At 63.4% G+C, this 16291-nt stretch carries 17 protein-coding genes; 3 read left to right on the forward strand and 14 right to left on the reverse strand.

The features are described 5' to 3' along the window. Nucleotides 1-11: 11 nt before the first annotated feature. From RI444_RS09655 to RI444_RS09675, 5 genes are read right to left on the reverse strand one after another with little or no spacing between them, the layout of a single operon-like run. Complete coding sequence (locus RI444_RS09655) at nt 12-827, reverse strand: carbohydrate ABC transporter permease (protein WP_021472105.1); 816 nt, start codon at nt 825-827, stop codon at nt 12-14. 4 nt (nt 828-831) lie between these two features. Further along, on the reverse strand, nt 832-1788 hold the full coding sequence (locus RI444_RS09660; protein WP_207604710.1) for a carbohydrate ABC transporter permease: 957 nt from the start codon (nt 1786-1788) through the stop codon (nt 832-834). Beyond that, entirely contained in the window at nt 1785-3074 is a 1290-nt protein-coding gene (locus RI444_RS09665) for an ABC transporter substrate-binding protein (protein ID WP_062096646.1), read from the reverse strand. Before RI444_RS09665 ends, RI444_RS09660 begins: the two co-directional genes overlap by 4 nt. A gap of 58 nt (nt 3075-3132) precedes the next feature. After that, the gene (locus tag RI444_RS09670) at nt 3133-4017 is read right to left on the reverse strand and encodes an aldolase (RefSeq protein WP_021472108.1); all 885 of its coding nucleotides are present in this window, start codon (nt 4015-4017) and stop codon (nt 3133-3135) included. Nucleotides 4018-4047: 30 nt separating this feature from the next. Next, a complete protein-coding gene (locus tag RI444_RS09675; RefSeq protein ID WP_316963902.1) occupies nt 4048-4932 on the reverse strand; it encodes a PfkB family carbohydrate kinase in 885 nt (294 codons plus the stop codon). 139 nt (nt 4933-5071) lie between these two features. On the opposite strand from RI444_RS09675, the gene RI444_RS09680 reads away from it, so the two are divergent. From RI444_RS09680 to RI444_RS09690, 3 genes are all read left to right on the forward strand, one after another. Then, the gene (locus RI444_RS09680) at nt 5072-6214 is read left to right on the forward strand and encodes a Gfo/Idh/MocA family protein (protein WP_207604711.1); all 1143 of its coding nucleotides are present in this window, start codon (nt 5072-5074) and stop codon (nt 6212-6214) included. Between the two features lie 71 nt (nt 6215-6285). Next, nucleotides 6286-7068 (forward strand): DeoR/GlpR family DNA-binding transcription regulator, encoded by a 783-nt coding sequence (locus tag RI444_RS09685; protein ID WP_021472111.1) that lies wholly within the window; start codon nt 6286-6288, stop codon nt 7066-7068. Between the two features lie 231 nt (nt 7069-7299). After that, nucleotides 7300-8559 (forward strand): AGE family epimerase/isomerase, encoded by a 1260-nt coding sequence (locus RI444_RS09690; protein ID WP_207604712.1) that lies wholly within the window; start codon nt 7300-7302, stop codon nt 8557-8559. Between the two features lie 173 nt (nt 8560-8732). Here RI444_RS09690 and RI444_RS09695 read toward each other — a convergent pair whose 3' ends face one another. The 9 genes from RI444_RS09695 to RI444_RS09735 all read right to left on the reverse strand — a co-directional run bounded on the left by RI444_RS09695 (nt 8733) and on the right by RI444_RS09735 (nt 16290). After that, a complete protein-coding gene (locus RI444_RS09695) occupies nt 8733-9812 on the reverse strand; it encodes a TerC family protein (protein WP_207604713.1) in 1080 nt (359 codons plus the stop codon). A 205-nt stretch (nt 9813-10017) separates the two neighbouring features. Then, nucleotides 10018-10365 carry a CU044_2847 family protein gene (locus RI444_RS09700; protein WP_207604714.1) on the reverse strand — a complete coding sequence of 116 codons (348 nt, stop codon included), beginning with the start codon at nt 10363-10365 and terminating at the stop codon, nt 10018-10020. 91 nt (nt 10366-10456) lie between these two features. Further along, nucleotides 10457-11326: a universal stress protein gene (locus RI444_RS09705; protein ID WP_207604715.1), complete on the reverse strand. Its 870-nt coding sequence runs from the start codon at nt 11324-11326 to the stop codon at nt 10457-10459. Between the two features lie 77 nt (nt 11327-11403). Continuing rightward, the gene (locus RI444_RS09710; RefSeq protein ID WP_021472116.1) at nt 11404-11907 is read right to left on the reverse strand and encodes a GyrI-like domain-containing protein; all 504 of its coding nucleotides are present in this window, start codon (nt 11905-11907) and stop codon (nt 11404-11406) included. A 90-nt stretch (nt 11908-11997) separates the two neighbouring features. Further along, nucleotides 11998-13164, reverse strand: coding sequence for an ABC transporter permease (locus RI444_RS09715; RefSeq protein ID WP_207604716.1), 1167 nt, complete (start codon nt 13162-13164; stop codon nt 11998-12000). Then, on the reverse strand, nt 13161-14333 hold the full coding sequence (locus RI444_RS09720) for an ABC transporter permease (RefSeq protein WP_242703084.1): 1173 nt from the start codon (nt 14331-14333) through the stop codon (nt 13161-13163). Before RI444_RS09720 ends, RI444_RS09715 begins: the two co-directional genes overlap by 4 nt. Before the next feature lies 1 nt (nt 14334). Beyond that, complete coding sequence (locus tag RI444_RS09725) at nt 14335-15306, reverse strand: ABC transporter ATP-binding protein (protein WP_207604717.1); 972 nt, start codon at nt 15304-15306, stop codon at nt 14335-14337. Between the two features lie 5 nt (nt 15307-15311). Continuing rightward, a complete protein-coding gene (locus tag RI444_RS09730) occupies nt 15312-15782 on the reverse strand; it encodes a pyridoxamine 5'-phosphate oxidase family protein (RefSeq protein WP_021472120.1) in 471 nt (156 codons plus the stop codon). A gap of 25 nt (nt 15783-15807) precedes the next feature. Further along, nucleotides 15808-16290 carry a hypothetical protein gene (locus tag RI444_RS09735; RefSeq protein ID WP_242703085.1) on the reverse strand — a complete coding sequence of 161 codons (483 nt, stop codon included), beginning with the start codon at nt 16288-16290 and terminating at the stop codon, nt 15808-15810. Nucleotide 16291: the final 1 nt, after the last annotated feature.

Here is a 16291-nt window from a genome sequence, read left to right on the forward strand (position 1 = left end):
CTTTCGGATGCTCATCCCTTGCTGGCGCCTGCGGTGATGCCCGCTACAAAGTAGCGCTGCAGGAAGATGTAGGCGACGACGACGGGCAGGGAAGCCAGGATGACGCCGGCAAACAACAGGGGATAGTTGGTTTGGAATTCACCCTGGAAACTGAGCAGTGCCAATGGCAGTGTGCGGTTTCCGGGGGACTGGATGAACAGGAGCGGATACAGCAGTTCGTTCCAGTGGATGACGAACAGGAAGATGGCCGCGGCCGCAATGGATGGTGTCGAGAGCGGCAGGGCGATGGAGGCGTAGGTCTTCCACGGGCCGGTGCCATCGATCGAGGACGCTTCGTAGAGTTCCTTGGGCAGGGTGCGCATGAAGCCACCCAGGATGAACACGGCGATCGGCAGGGTTGAGACGACGTTGGCCAGGATCAGTCCCGTGAGGCTGTCCAGGAGTCCGAGCCGACCGAAGAGCACATACAGCGGGACCATATTGGCTTGGGCCGGGATTGCCATGCCCAGGACCAGGAATCCGAAGATGGCCCACGACACGAATCCCCTGAGCCGTGACACTGCATAACCGGCCAGGCTGGCGATGAACAGAGTGAGCGGAACGGATATCGCGGTGACGATCACGCTGTTCAAGAATGACGAGCCGAGGTCCTGGCCACCAATGACTTCGGCATAGTTGGACGGGGAGAGGGATTGCGGCAGGCTGAAGGGGCCTTCGAACAATTCCTGTGTTGATTTGAAGCTGCCAAACCCCACCACAGTCAGTGGGACGATGATGATCAGCGCGTAGATGCCAAGGATGGCGCGGCGGCTTATTGAGGCGAGCATGCTGTTATTCCCCCTTCGGGGTCAGCCGGAGCAAGCGACGCTGAAGCCAGGTGACCAGAGCGATCATCGCCATGAAGATGATCGATTGGGCGGCCGCATAGCCGAACTCCGAGTTGGCGAAGGTGCTGTAGATGCGTGTGGAGAGGATGTCCAGGGAGCTCTTGGGCGGATTGCCCGCGATGCCGAGGATGAGGTCGAACGCCTTGAACGATTGCACGGTGGTGTAAGCGACCACGATGGACGTTGCGGGTGCCACGAAGGGCCAGGTAATGGATTTGAACTGCTGCCACTTGTTTGCGCCATCCATCTCCGCGGCCTCGTAGAGTTCCCGCGGTATGGCCTGCAGGCCCGCAATGTAGACCACCATCATCTGCCCGGCGTGGAACCAGACCTGCGTTACAGCTACCCAGTACAAGGCCTGGTTGTTGTCGCCCAGGTATGAGCCTTGGAGTCCTTCCAGGCCCACTGCACCCAGGACCGAGTTGGCCAGGCCGAAGTTGGGATCGTAGATGAACTTCCAGATGAACGCCACGGAGACGGAGGACAGGATGGTCGGGAAGAAGAACAGGGCTCGAAGCACGATGCTGCCGCGGGAGTTCTTTGTCAGGAGCAGCGCCAGCAGAAGCGAGAATACTGTCTGGGCGATGACGACCAGGAGCACGAACTTCAGGTTGTTCGTCAGCGCGTTGGTAAACAACGAGTCCTTGGTGAACGCCCGGACGAAGTTGTCCACGCCCACGTAGTTGAACGCCGCCGAGAAGCCGTTCCAGTCAGTCACCGCATACTGGAATGCCTGGAGGGTCGGCATCACCAGGAAGAACGCGATGATGGCCACTGCCGGCAACGGAAACAGGTAGAGCGCGGGATTCATGCGCGTGGGGGACCGGCGCTTCTTCACCGGAGCCCCCGCTCTGCTGTCGGGTGCTTGCCGCTTGGCAGCCATTCCGGTGTGGGTGCTCATAGCCGTTCGTCCACGATCTTCTGTGCAGCTTCGGCCGCTTGCTGCGGGCTGGTGCCGGAGATGACGGCGGTGGCGCTGGCCTCCACCGCATTGCGGACATCCAGGTTCTGGAACTGGAACCGGGCGGCCAGCGCCGTCTTCTTGTCCAGCCACGGGCTCAGGCGCTTCAGGTCCGGGTTGGTGTAGTCAACATCCTTGACGGCAACGTGCTGGGCCGTCTCATTGGCGTAATACGCCGCGTTTTCGGGTTCGGACAGGAAATCGATCCAGGCTGCGGCTGCCGCCTGGTGCTTGCTGGCCGAGTTGACGCCGAGGATGAAGGTGGCGTTGTAGACGCCCTCGTATTTGCCGTTGCCGCCCTTGGAAGTGTTGGGGAAGACCAGTTCGATGGGGAACGACGCGCCCAGGTTTCGGACGGCGGCGAGGTGGTAGGACCCAGTGGCCAGCATGGCTGCCTTCCCCTGGGAAAAGAGGTTCTGCGCCGGTTCCACAGCAGTACCCGTGGCGTTGGCCTGCAGGAACGGGACCAGGTCCTTGTACTGGTTCAGCATGGTGATGAACCAGTCGTCCGTGCACTTGAGCTTGCCCTGTTCGATCTGGGCACACATGTCGTCCACGGGAGCGTTGTTGGCGATCATGCAGTTGAACAGCTGTCCGCCGTTACCGACGTCACCGCCGGGCCAGGAGATCGGCGTGACGCCGGAGGATGCGAGCTTCTCGCACATGGCAAGGAAGGCATCCCAATCCTTCGGGGCCAGATCGGCGCCGGCCTTATCGAAAAGGTCAGTGTTCGCCATGGGCATCGGGAAAACTACCTGGTACGGCAAACCCAGCTGGTTCTCGCCCGACTGCCCGGCCGACAGCAAGCCCTTTTGGTAGTTGCCGACCGCCTTGCTGTTCTTGAGCTCCGTATAGATGCCGGCCTCTGAGAAGTTGGTGAACTGCGCCCCGCGGAAGGTGGCGAACGCATCACCGATTGCTGCGCCGCGGACCTTCTGCAGGCCCTGTGCGTTGTAGTCGTTGGAGGTCGAGATGTCCTGGACGACTTCCGCGCCGCTGTTCTTGGCAACGAAGCGCTTGATGAGCTCGTCGAACACTGCTTTGTCTTCGCCACGCCAGTGTGCGAATGAGACCTTGCCGGTGATGTCGCCGGTGGCGGGAGCTGAAGGGCCGGTGGCGCCACCCGGAGCTGTGGAACCGCCGGGGCCCGCGCATGCGGCGGCGGTGGCGGTGAGGCCGAGGGCACCGAGAACGGCCATGGCTTGCCTGCGTGAAATCTGACTCACAATATTCTCCTCGTTGAGTGTTTGCTGTGCCTGGTTGGTGTTTGGGGGGACGTCGGTATCAGGCGTTGGTTCGCTGGGCGGTTACCACTTCATCGACGACGGCGCAGAGCCGCTGCAGCCTCTGGACGGCGTCGGTGGACAGGGATTCAATGACATCGGGTGAGCCAATGCACGAGGCCCAGACCGCCCGTCCGGCCAGGAATCCACTGGCGCCTTCAAGGCAGGCCCAGCGGACGGCCTCCGGGAAGACGTCTTCGGGGACGCCCGATGAGAGCACCACCCACGGGCCGTCGATGGCTTTGCTGAGTTCGGCGCAGGCTGCGCGGACTTCGGCTTCGGAGGCCTGGCCCTTGAACGGGACCTCAGCCTTATAAAGGTCTGCGCCCAAGCTGCCCAGTTCCTTGGCTGCGGCCAGGATGCCGGCGTTCCAGTCGAAATCGCCACCTGCCAGCGGTTTGCGGGAGACGGGTTCGATGATGCTGATCAGCCCGGCGGACTTGCAGCTGTCCACGAATTCACGGACCATTTCCACGCGTCCTTCGGCGGGCTCGTCCGGGCGGTAGAGGACCAGCAGTTTCAGCGCTTTCGCGCCCAAGGCAGCGTACTTCCCGGGGTCCACCAGCTTGTCGATGGTTACTTCGCCCACCAGCTCATCGTGTGCGGACTCGAAGTGGTCGGCTGAAGCGATGAGCCCGCAGCCGGGGTCCACCACCTTTGCTTCGATGGCCTGGTCCAGGGCGAACTGGCGGTCAATGAGGACGCCCGAGGCATAAGGGGTGAGGATTCGTGCGGCCGCAAGCTTGAAGTCCCGCAGGTCCTCGTCGGTCACGGGCTGGTCCGTGTGCTCGGCGAACATGTTGCGCATCGCCTCGCGCTGGTCAACGGCGAGCATGGCGAACGCGCCTGAGGGGCGTTGGAGGGCGGAAAGGTCGGTAGTGCTCATGGGCTGCTTCTTTCAGCTAGGGAGTTGAACTTAGGTAAGTACTGGGGTGATGGTTTGGCGGGGAATCATGGAGCGTCCGTCCAGTCCGGCGCAGGATGCGGACGCGGTGCGTCCTGCGAACGCAGCTGCTTCGGGGAGCGGAAGCCCTGCGGCGACAGCCGCGAGGATTGCTCCGTGGTAGACGTCGCCGGCGCCCAGAGTAGAGACGATGTCGGCGGGAGTTGCCGGCACGTGGAACGGCACGCCGCCCTTTTCAAGTCCCCAGGCGCCCTCGGAACCGGCTGTCGCGACGACGGCGGTGGCGCCGTCGTCGACGGCTTTTTGCAGGAGGGCTTCTGGCGAAAGGCCGTCGCCGTATTCGGCCTGCAGCCGCTCGATCGTCGGCACATACAGTGCTACGCCTTGCGGGCTGAAGGAGGGGATGGGGTTCCCGGCGTCGACACTGATGCGCAGGCCCGGCACGTGTGCGACGGCGCTCCAGCCCAAGTGATCGACGTGGACCCAGGAAGCTGTTCCCAGAAGTTCATGGAACCGGCCGCCCTCGGGAAAGCGGACAGGAGGAACAGGCCGCGTGACGATTGCCCGGCTTTCGGTGGCTTTGCTGACCACAATCACGCTGGCGCCCGTCCTGGCATCCGGATTCCGGATGACCGCAGGGGTGTCAACACCCTCGGCTTCCAGGCCACTGATGATGCGGTCGCCCTCTTCGTCGGCGCCAACAACTCCTGCGAAAGCTGCACTGGCTCCGGCGCGGGCCGCGGCGACGGCCGCTGTGGCCGCGGGGCCGCCACCTGCCGTAGCAAAGTCGCTGGCAACGGTCCGGCTGTCGGCTGCGGGGTAGTCCTGCACCAGGGCGATGGAGTCCAATGTGGCACACCCGACGAAAAGCAGGGTCTCGGATGACAGTTGGGGCACGTTCCACCTCGTTGTAGTTGGGCTGGTGTGAAAAAATATACACACGCTATGTGTGAAAAACAACACATTCTGTATAGTGATGTTTGGGATGCAACGCCCGCCCCCAACGACCTCAACGCAGAGAAAACGGAGCAGATCAATGTCATTGCCCTCTGGAGAAGCAGCGCAGACCATCCGCTATGGCCTCATCGGTGCCGGCCACATGGCGCGCGAACACGTTCGAAACCTGGCTTTGATCCCGGGAAGCGTTATCACCGCGGTTGCGGACCCGACGCCGTCGTCCCTGGAAGAAACCGCGCGGGAAATCGGCTACGACGTACAGACCTTCTCCGCCCATAAGGACTTGTTGGCTTCAGGCCTGGTGGATGCGCTAGTGATCGCCAGTCCAAACGACACGCACTTGGAAATCCTGAAGGACATCTTCGCCAGCGGGACAAACCTGCCTGTGCTGGTGGAGAAGCCGGTGTGCACCAGCGCGGAGCAAGCGGACGAGCTTGAAGGACTTGCGGCCACCTACACGGCTCCGGTGTGGGTGGCGATGGAGTACCGCTACATGCCGCCCGTTCAGGAGATCATCCAGGCCGCGCACAACGGCAAGCTTGGCAATATCCACATGCTCTCGATCGTCGAGCACCGCTTCCCGTTCCTGCACAAGGTGGATGCCTGGAACCGCTTCGCAGAGCGCACCGGAGGGACCCTGGTGGAAAAGTGCTGCCACTTCTTCGATCTCATGCGCTTGATCCTGCAGGACGAGCCCACCCGCATCTACGCCAGTGGCGGCCACGACGTCAATCACATGGATGAGGTCTACGACGGCCGGATCTCCGACATGGTGGACAACGCCTACGTCATTGTTGACTTCAAGGGTGGCCGCCGGGCCATGCTTGAACTCTCGATGTTCGCCGAGGGCTCCAAGTTCCAGGAACGCATTTCGATTGTGGGCGACGCTGCCAAGATCGAGACCCTTATTCCGGTCGCAGCCAATCACTGGATCGAAGGCGACGAAACCGAAGCCACCGTCGAATTCAGCCCCCGCTCCCCGCTGGGCCCGGAGAAGCATGAGGTCCCCGTGGATGAAGCGGTGCTGGCCGCGGGCGCGCATCACGGCTCCACCTATTACGAACACCTCGGATACCGCAAGGCCATCCTCGGGGAGGGACCCGTTGATGTCACGGTGGCTGATGGCCTCCAGTCGGTGCGGATGGGCCTGGCTGCAGAGCAGTCCATCATTGAAGGACGCGCCGTAGAGCTCCACGCGCCGAGTGTTGCTGTGCAGAAGTAGCTAGGATTGTGTTGGAATTACAACACTCTGCCGCGCCGACCGTCGGTTTACGGGGCAGGAGAGGAGGAGCCATGAGCGTCACACGGGAAGAGGCCGCGCTGACCCCACGTCAGCGGACCATTCTGGACGAGCTCGGGCGGCGGGGGTTCCTTTCCACCACCGACCTGGCGGGGACTTTCGACGTGTCGGATATGACCATCCGCCGCGATACGCGCGCACTCTCCAAGATGGGGCTGGTCAAGGTGGTCCACGGCGGCGTCAGTGCCGTCGAAGGGCACGGCCAGAACGCTGACTTCGCCGCCCGCGCCCGGGAGGATGCTGCCGCGAAACGGCGCGTGGCCCGGGCATGCGTGGATCTCATTGCCGAACGCGACGCGATCATCCTGGACGCGGGAACAACCACGTACCAGATCGCGCAGGAACTGCCCGCAACCTTCACGGGCACGATCATCACCCATTCGGCTCCCGCAATTCAGCGGTGCCTGCAGCTGACGTCTGCCCGCACGATCTGCCTTGGGGGAGAGTTGCTCCTCGACAGCCAAGCCTTTAATGGCGCGATCACCGTCAGCGCCGCCGAGGGCCTGCATGCCAAAACAGCGTTCATTGGGGTCAGCGGGATCCATGACGAGGCTTTCTATATCGAACGGGACGTCGAACGTGCCACAAAGCTCGCCTTGATGGCGTCCGCGGAGCAGGTCGTGGTGGTTGCGACGCATCAGAAAATGCTCCGTTACGCCCTGGCGCGGCTGGCAGCGTTCGACGCCGTCGACATCCTGGTCACGGATGCGCCACCGCCGGCGGAGATCATGACCGCATTGGAGGCAGCAGGAGTGAGGCTGATAGTAGCCGCGTGACGGCTGCCTATCGGGTTGCTTGCTGACCTGGGGAGCTGCTCTCCGTATGCTCCGAAAACCGGGCCTGGTCCTGGTCCGGACCCGTTCCCGGTATGGGCTGTGCCCATGCGTTGATTTCCCACATCCACTGGATGTCGGAAAATAAACTTTCTCTGGTGGATTTCCACCATCAAGCGTTAAGATCGAAGCAGGCCCTCGCTCAGTGGCCGCTAACTTATTGAGGAGATGCACATGACGTGGCTGAACAGCGCCGCTCACGCACGTTGGCTTGAAACAGAAACAGACCGGCTCATCAACTTCGCTGCCGGTTCCAAGGTCTCCACCGGTTTCGGTTGGCTGGACAACTACGGCAAGGTTCAGGCCGACAAGCCGACCCACCTCTGGATCACGGCACGCATGGTGCACAGTTTTGCCATCGCCGCGCTGATGGGGCGCCCGGGAGCCGGTTCGTTGGCGGACCACGGCATCGCCGCGCTCAATGGGGTCTTCCATGATGAGGAGTTTGGCGGCTGGTACGCCGAGGTGGATGAGAACGGTCCCGTAGATGACACCAAATCCGGCTACCAGCACTCGTTCGTCCTCCTGGCCGCCGCCAGCGCTGTTGCAGCCGGCCGCCCGGGAGCGCAGGAGCTCCTCGAAGAAGCCCTGCGGATTGCCGACTCGAAATTCTGGGATCACGAATCCAATATGTGCTTCGACTCCTGGAACCGCGACTTCACGGAAACCGAGGCATACCGGGGCGGAAACGCCAGCATGCACTCCGTTGAGGCCTACCTCATAGTTGCTGACGTGACCGGCGAAAACCGCTGGATCGAACGCGCCCTCCACATCGCCGAGGTGTTGATCCACCAGTTCGCGCGCAACAACAACTACCGCGTCTTTGAACACTTCGACCCGGAATGGAACCCGATTCCGGACTACAACACCGACGATCGGGCCAGCCAGTTCCGCGCCTACGGCGGAACCCCGGGCCACTGGGTCGAGTGGGCCCGTTTGCTCCTCCACCTCCGTGCCGGCCTGGAGGCACGCGGCCTCAGCGTTCCGGACTGGCTTCTGGACGATGCCAAAGGCCTGTTCGACGCCGCCATCCGCGACGCTTGGCAGCCCGATGGCAACCCCGGGTTCGTGTACTCCGTGGACTGGGAAGGCAAGCCGGTTGTCACCTCCCGCATTCGCTGGGTCCCCGTTGAAGCCATTGGGGGCGCGGCAGCACTCTACATGGCCACCGGAGACCAGACCTACGCGGGCTGGTACGAGCGGATCTGGGACCACGCCCGGGACTGGTTCATCGACTATGAGCACGGTTCCTGGAAGCAGGAATTGGACGAGCACGGCAACGTCGCCTCCACGGTCTGGTCCGGCAAGGCAGACGTATACCACTTGTGGCACTGCCTGGTGGTCCCGCGTCTTCCGCTGGCACCCGGTTTGGCGCCGGCGCTGGCGGCAGGGCTGCTGGACTCGGACCTCCGTTTCGGCAAAGCGGACAGCTGACCCGTTTCCGGGAATTCAACGGGACCCGGCAAAGGCTGCTGCGTCAACCCCCGGCACCAGACATCACAGTGGGGAAGGCGGACCGGGGGATCATTTTGACTTTCCCCTGCCAAGGGACCGTCCTGCGCAGCTGGGCCGGGATGCCAGGCATCGCCTGGCATCCCGGCCACTCTTCATGACCGGCCGCTCGACGTCTGGTCGCCGTCGTGCTCCGCGGACTCAAGGGCCTCGCCCACCGCGACCCCGTCCACGGCGGCCGCGCCGTCCGGCAGCCGGGGGTTGTCCCGCTCCGCAGTACGGCGGGTCTTGAGCAGGCTCGCCAAGGTGGCGACGGCGATGGTGCTGCCGATGAAGAGCAGCGAGAATCCGATGGGGATCTCAGGTACCCAGAGGAGCGGCTCGCCACCGTTGATGAAGGGCAGCTCATTGACGTGCAGGGCGTGGAAGACGAGCTTCACGCCGATGAACGCAAGGATCACGGCAAGCCCCTGGGCGAGGTAGATCAAGCGTTCGAGCAACCCGCCGATGAGGAAGAACAGCTGCCGCAGGCCCATCAACGCGAAGGCGTTGGCTGTAAAGACGATGTACGCCTCGCTCGTCAGGCCGTAGATCGCGGGGATGGAATCGACGGCAAAAATGAGGTCTACGAAGCCGATGGCAATGATCGTCAGCAGCATCGGAGTGATGAAGCGCGTCCCGCCCTTCTTCACGGTGAGCCGGTCCCCGTGGTACTCGTTGGTCACGGGCAGGACACGGCGCACCAGGCCCATGAACTTGCCGTTGGCCGGGTTGGAGTCATGTCCGCCGAACGCCTGCCGGTAGGCCAGGACAAGCAAGAGCGCGCCGAAAATGTAGAAAATCCACGAGAAGTTCTCGATCAGTCCGGCGCCGATGGCGATGAACGCCCCCCGCAAAATCAAGGCAATGATGATCCCGATCATCAGCACTTTCTGCTGGTACATCTTCGGTACGGCGAAACCGGTCATCACGATGAGGAACACGAAGAGGTTGTCGATCGACAGGGCCTTCTCGGTGAGATAACCCGCGAAGTACTCGCCGCCGAACGTCCAGCCCGAGACGACGCCGATGCCGACACCGAACAGGACGGCCAGGATGATGTAGAACGCGGACCAACGTGCGGATTCGGCGATGCCCGGTTCGTGGGGTTTGCGCACATGGGCAAAAAACTCGTAGACGAAGAAGAGGATCGTCACGCCGATGGTGATAAGCCAGATCAGGGGTGTGACTTGCATGGGAGCTCCAAAGGGTAGGCGTCGGATACAGGCGCCAAGGTCTCCTCCGCCCGGATGGAACCGGGACCGATGACCCGGGATGCATTGCTGCATCCGTAATGACGGATCAATCGCTAATGGGAGTACTCCCCTTGATGGAAAAAATAGTAGCGCCCCGCAGCGTGCCCTCTCAACCCAGGGCATCCTGCGAGGCGCTGTGCCCGGCTTAGTGCACGTCCACAGGCGCTTCGTGTCCGGTGTGTTGGACCGCCGGGTTCCAGGTCATCCGCACAATGAAGTGGCCTTCGGCGGTTGACTTGGCGACGAGCGCTCCTGCGTCGCCGGCGAGCTTGATGCCGAATTCGATTTCCAGGGTTTCCGGAGCGAGCTCCTGCATCGAATCCAGTGCGGCCGTGGCGGCCGGACGAACGCTGGCGAGGGCGTCTTCCAGGCGCCGGCCGACATCCAGGATGCCTTGTTCGTTGCGCCCGGGGTGGTCCACTCCGAAGCTGCCGTCTTCAACCAGCACCAGCACTGTTCCGGCGCCAACTTCATATCTCAGTACGTCCGTCACGGCTACTCCTGCTGTGAATTAAAGCGGTGGCCCACAATGTCCCTCCCATGATCAGTTACGGCCTGCCGGTGCAACAGGGACAAAGGACCTATTAATCCGTAGAGCTGCCATCCTGGCTGGGAGGTACGACGACGGTCGGGCACGGAAGGTGGGTCAGTACACCATGGGTTGTGGAGCCAAGGACCAGGCGGACGAAGCCGCCCCGGCCATGGCTGCCCATGACCAGCATCCGGGCCCCTGCGGCCGCATCGGTGAGGGCACGGACCGGTTCCTTGCCGGGTTCGAGTACTTTGTGAACAACCAGGTCCGGGTAGGTGCTGCGGAGGCCCGCAACCGTCTCGGACAGGATTACGCGTTCCTGCTCATCCATCAGCTCCGCGAGCTCGGCCGGTGCCAGCCCCGCGTCGCTGACCGGGTCGGGAGCCTGATAGGCGTGGAGGACGGTGAGTTCCTGTCCTTCCCTGTCCGCCTCCGCGGCGGCGAACTCGACCGCACGCAGCGAAAGTTCGGAGCCGTCGGCGCCCACCACAATGCCGCTCCCGCCATCCGCGTCAGCAGTACCGACCACTGCAAGAGGAGCCGGTGTAACTCCTGCGATCTGCAGGGCCCTGTCGGTAAGGGTGCCGCCATGATGCGGACTTCCGGAACCGACCACCACGAGCCGCACGTTCGGACCGTAATGGCCCAGTGCGCCGGCGACGCTGCCGGTCAGCAGCTCGGTGGTGGCATCGATACCGAATTGCCCGCTCACCCGGGAGGCGGCCGACGCCAGCAGCTCCTCTCCGGCCTTCCGGAGCTGTTTGTTCCACGTAGCGGGGTTCAACGACCAGTGGTCGTCGGCCACATGGAGGATGACCAACGGCACATGGTGCTTGCGGGCCCGTGAAGCGGCCCACCCAAGGGCCGCTTCACTTTGTGGAGAATCCTTGACGGCCACAACGATTGGGTTGGTGGTGCTCATGGCGATGCTTCTTTCTTCTGTCCGGCCGCGCCCGGCCGCGCCCGGCCGCGTCCTGCCGCGTTAGGAATGCATGGACCTCACGAGGCAGGTGCCTGCCGACCCATAGTGTCCTGGGCTACAGGCCACACCACCCGCGTCTGCCACGTGGCGGGGTCCGGTTCCCTGACAGGATCGCTGAGGTAGAACTCCCACATGGTGTCTGAAGGCGTCTTGCCCTCTGCGCTCATTCGCTCAACGATGAGCGCGTAGGTTTTTTCGAGGGTGTCGTACGGGCCCCGATGGATGGCCTCGAAAGCTTCGGACTCAGGCAGTTTGCTGGCTGCCACGTCGCTGGTACCCGTGAAGTTGGGGGTGATCGGAAACCCGGCTTCCACATCAACGGTGTCCGTCGGCATGCCGTGATACATGGCAAAAGGCGGGCCAACAGGGCTTGCATGCTGGGCCTGCGCCGCTGCCATGACGGCACCGAAGGCCCGGCCGAAAAAGTCGGTAAGTCCGGTCATTGCCACGCGCTCGCGGACCACTGCAGTGTGCTGCTCCGGGGACGTGATGGGCCGGGGCTGGGGTTCGATGGTAGCCATAACACCAGAATCGCCTCACAGCCTGCCCGGCGGCAGGGCCAAAGGACCCTAAGCCACGGGTAGGGAGCCCCGGTGCCGTGGCGCTGGTGCTCACAACGCACGGGCCAGGCTTCGCCGGAGCAGCCAGGTTCCCAGGACCAACAGACCCGCAGCCATCGCTGCCAGGACTCCCAGGCGCGGAAGGATGTCCTGCAAGGCCGCTTCGTGCCGCTGGACCTCAGCGATGGCATCGTAGGCCCAGCGGTGCGGAGTGAAGCGTGACACCGCAGCCATCGGTTCGGAAAAGAACTCAGGCGGCACCATGCAACCGCCCAAGCCGGCCACCACCAATCCCAAACCTATGCCCACACCGGTTGCGGCGCCGTCGTGGTCCAGCATCGAGCCGACCACCATCGCAGCTGCCGCGGCCACAAGGCTGAAGACGCCGACCACCAGCATCGCGAGCCACAAGTTCCCCCAGTCAACTCCGAACAGCAGGGCGGTACCCAGCAGGATATAGACGCCTTGGACCCCTGCGATGGCGAATCTGCCCAAGGCCAGTCCCGTCATGGTCCGGGCGGCGGTCACCGGCGCCGCCAAGGCGCGGGAGATCACGCCGTAGCGGCGCGCCTGGATCAGGGCGGCCGCACCTGTCAGGGAGCTGAGGAAGATGAACAGCAGCAGTTGTTGGGCGGCGCCCAGGTCGAACCGGGCCAGGCCCCGGAACTCCGAGGAGACGCCGCCGGATTCCATCACCTGCACCGTGGGTTCAACGGTGGAGGTCTTCGCACGTGCCAGGGCCGAGCGCGCGGCGTCCTCCGTCACGCCGCCGTCCATGAGGGCCCGTAATTGCAGCTGCGTCCTGCCCAGGTCCCGGACTGTTGCCCGTACAGACTGCAAAGCGGTCTGCCCCGAAGCATCGGGCGCGGCGAGAACCTCCAGTTCCACCGGTCCGGCGTCGTCATAGGCTTTCCCGGCCTGCTCGCTGATGAAAAGTCCGACGTCGGTGCTGCCGCGGCTTACGTCGCGGCGAACCGCGGACGCCGTGTCCGGGCGGACGGTGAGGCCTTCTGCCTTGAGCCGGTCCGTGAGGTCGCGGGCCAGGGGCGTGCCCTCGCCCCCTGCCACAGCCACTATTGGTCCCGCGGACCCCACCCCGAACTGGATTCCCAGCAGGAGGATCAGCATCAGGGGAAAAATGAAGACGAAGAAGATGTTGGACCGATCCCGGAAGAACCGCCTCAGCTCCACACCGGCAATGGCCAGCACGGGGTTCATTGCGCCGCGCTCCGATCGGGAATGAATCGGGAGAGGAGCGTACAGGCAGCGGCAAAGATCCACATGACGCCAAGGGGTCCCAGGACATCCCCGATTCCGCCGCCCCCGGCTGATATTCCCAGCCCGCGGATGAAAGCCCCCACTGGATTCAACTCCAGCACCGTTGCCAGGAACCCCGTGGATTGAAGGGGAAAGAAGGCGCCGCCTGCGATTCCCAGGACCATGGCAATAATTGACTGGGCTACGTTGGCTTGTTCAGCCGAACGGACCAGCCGCACCACGATGAAGGTCAGGCTGGTGGCCGCTGCTGCAGCCGACATGACCAGCAACCCCACCACTACCGGAGAACCGAAAGCCACCCCGAAGAACACCATGCCACTGGTGAGCAGGACCGTGCTGGCGGCTGCTCCCAGCAGGAACCCGACCACGGCCTTGGACGCCGTGATGGTCCATGGAGGAACCGCAACGGACCTGATCCGGGCAAACGTTCCTTGTTCCTTTTCCACCAACAGCCCCACCACGCCAAAACCCACCGTGAACAGCAGGAACAACCCGGTTTGGCCGGCCACGAGCGAGGCGCGGAGGGGTAGTTGCTCAGTGGGTGCTGTGGCTTCCTTGAGCGCCATCAGCGGTAGGGCGGCCGCCGTCGACCGTGCGATGTCGCTTGCTGCGGCAGGGGAGAGGCCGGCGATCCGGCCTGCCGCTCCGGTGAGGGAGGCGGCATGGAGCTCCTTGACGATCTCTTTGACCACGGAGATGAGCACATCGGTTTCCAGTGAGGGGCTGGAGCCCCTTGTGAGCTGGAGGGTAGCGGCGCTTCCGGTTGTCAGTGACTCGGTGAAACCCTGCGGGATGACAATGCCGAGTGAACTCCCGCCGTCAAGGGTGGTCCGGGCGACGTCGCCGGGTGCCACCCGCTGAACGGAAACCTCCAAGGCAGGCGAGGAAACCAAGGATTCCAGGACCACATCGCCCAGCGGCCCTTCGTCCTCGACGCCGGCGATGACGGTCACGGGCTTGAGGGCCGGACCGTCGTCGCCCAAGCCCCCGAAAGCCAGGTTGAGCACGGTCATCAATGCCAAGGGCACCAAAAGGCCGAAGATCAGGACTGATTTGTCCCTGAGCCGTTGCTTGAGGTCGTTGGCCACCAGGGCCGTGAGTGCGTTCACGTCAATCCCTGAGTGCCTTCCCCGTGAGATGGAGGAAAACTGATTCGAGATCCGGCCTGGACACTTGGACGGACGTGACATGCATGCCGGCCGTTGCAGCTCCCGTCACGATCGAGGCGAGAATGCGGGGCCCGTCGGAAACCGTCAGGGTCAAGCCTGAGGTCCCCATCGGGCTTATCCGTTTGACGCCCAGTATCCCTCTGATGGCCTGGGCCGCTGCCGCCATATCCCCGGTGCCTTCCAGATCGATGCGGTCAGCTCCACCGGTCAGGGTGATGAGTTCGTCGCTGCTGCCTTCCGCCTGAACGCTGCCCTGGTCAAGGATGGCTATTCGGTCGCAGAGGCGTTGGGCCTCTTCCATGTAATGGGTGGTATACAGCACGGCGGTGCCTGCGGCGGACAGTCGATGCACGGCGTCCAGGATGGAATTGCGGGATTGCGGGTCGACGCCCACCGTCGGCTCATCCAGGATCAGCAAATGCGGACGGTGCAGCAGTCCGATCCCGATGTTCAGCCGCCGCTTCATGCCGCCCGAGAACTTCTTGGTTTGCTCCTTGGCCCGGTCGCTCAAGCCGAGAAGATCCAGGACTACGGTGACCCGGGCCTCCCGCTCCTTACCGCGCAGCCCTTGCAACCTGCCGAAGAAGTGCAGGTTCTCCCGGGCGCTGAGGTCCGGATAAATGGCAAGCTCCTGCGGTACCAGCCCGATGTTCCGCTTGGCCTGGATGCTTGAGGGGGACATGGCGGTGCCGGCAACGTCCACGCTGCCGCCGTCGGGAGGGAAAAGTCCGGCAACCATGGAAATAATGGTGGTCGTCCCGGCACCGTTCGGCCCCAGGAGGCCGAACGTCTCACCCGGGCGGATCTCAAACGATACGTCGTTGACCGCCGTGACGTCGCCGAATTTCTTGACCAGGTGGCTGACGGTCAGGACTCTGTCCGTGATGGTGGTGGTCGTTCCGCCAGTCACCATGGAACCTATTCCAGGCCTGCCCTGGTGGCCTCGTTGAGCGGAGTGTCGAACGAGTTGGTTGCGCTCAGGTCGAATCGCCGTCCGGTGATGGAGTCAGGAACTATCACGTACAGCAGTTCCTTGCCGACCCCCTGCCAGGGGAACATGCCCCGGCGGGCCTCGGTGAGGCCGGGGCTGGAGGGACCGGCCTGCGTCGCCTGGCCCTTGATGACGACGCTCCAGGCAAGCCCGAACTCGGCACTCACCGCATCGGCTTCGAGGGCCACCACCGAGTCCGCCTCGATAGCCTGCTGTTTGGTTCCCATACCGGTACGGAACACCACGCTGCGGCCGTCCACCACGAAGCTCACCGGGAAGATATCCGGATGGCCGTTCGCGATGACAGAAAGCCGCCCGACGTTGGTCTCGGTGAGCAGCCGCCAGCAATCGTCGGGCTCCAGTATTTCCGGATCAGGCACTAGGTTCTTCTCGTTCATGCCGCGATCCTATGGGCGGTCCGGATTACCCGACAGGGCCCAAAGTCCCTTGGGCGCGCGGACCGGTGACTTTCTTGCCCGAGGTCACGGGGCCGGGGAGCGGGGAGGCAACCTTGAGCATCAGCAACAACAGTCCAAGCTCGGCAAGTCCTGCGCCGAAATAGACCGCCTGCAGCACACTGAACGGGATCAGCATCATTTGGACAAAGATCCAGACCAGGATCGAGTAGCCCGCTGCTGCCGTCAGCAGGCCCGCCAAGCGGTGGTGCCGCAGCATGGCCACGAAGGCAGCAACATGCAGGCCGCCGACAATGAGGGCCAGCAGGAGCCCTGGGACCACGAATGAGCTGAAGGGTGAACCATTGAGGTACTCAAGGGGCACCTGCGCTTCAACAGGCAGCCCAAGTTTCTCGGGGCCCAGCCAGGAACCGAGCGCCATGGCAAGTCCTCCGGCCAGGGAGGTCAGCGCCACGAAGCCCGGCACGATCAGAAGCAGTAAGGGGATCATT

The sequence above is a fragment of the Paenarthrobacter sp. AT5 genome (assembly GCF_032764245.1).
Classification (GTDB): Bacteria; Actinomycetota; Actinomycetes; order Actinomycetales; family Micrococcaceae; genus Arthrobacter; species Arthrobacter ureafaciens.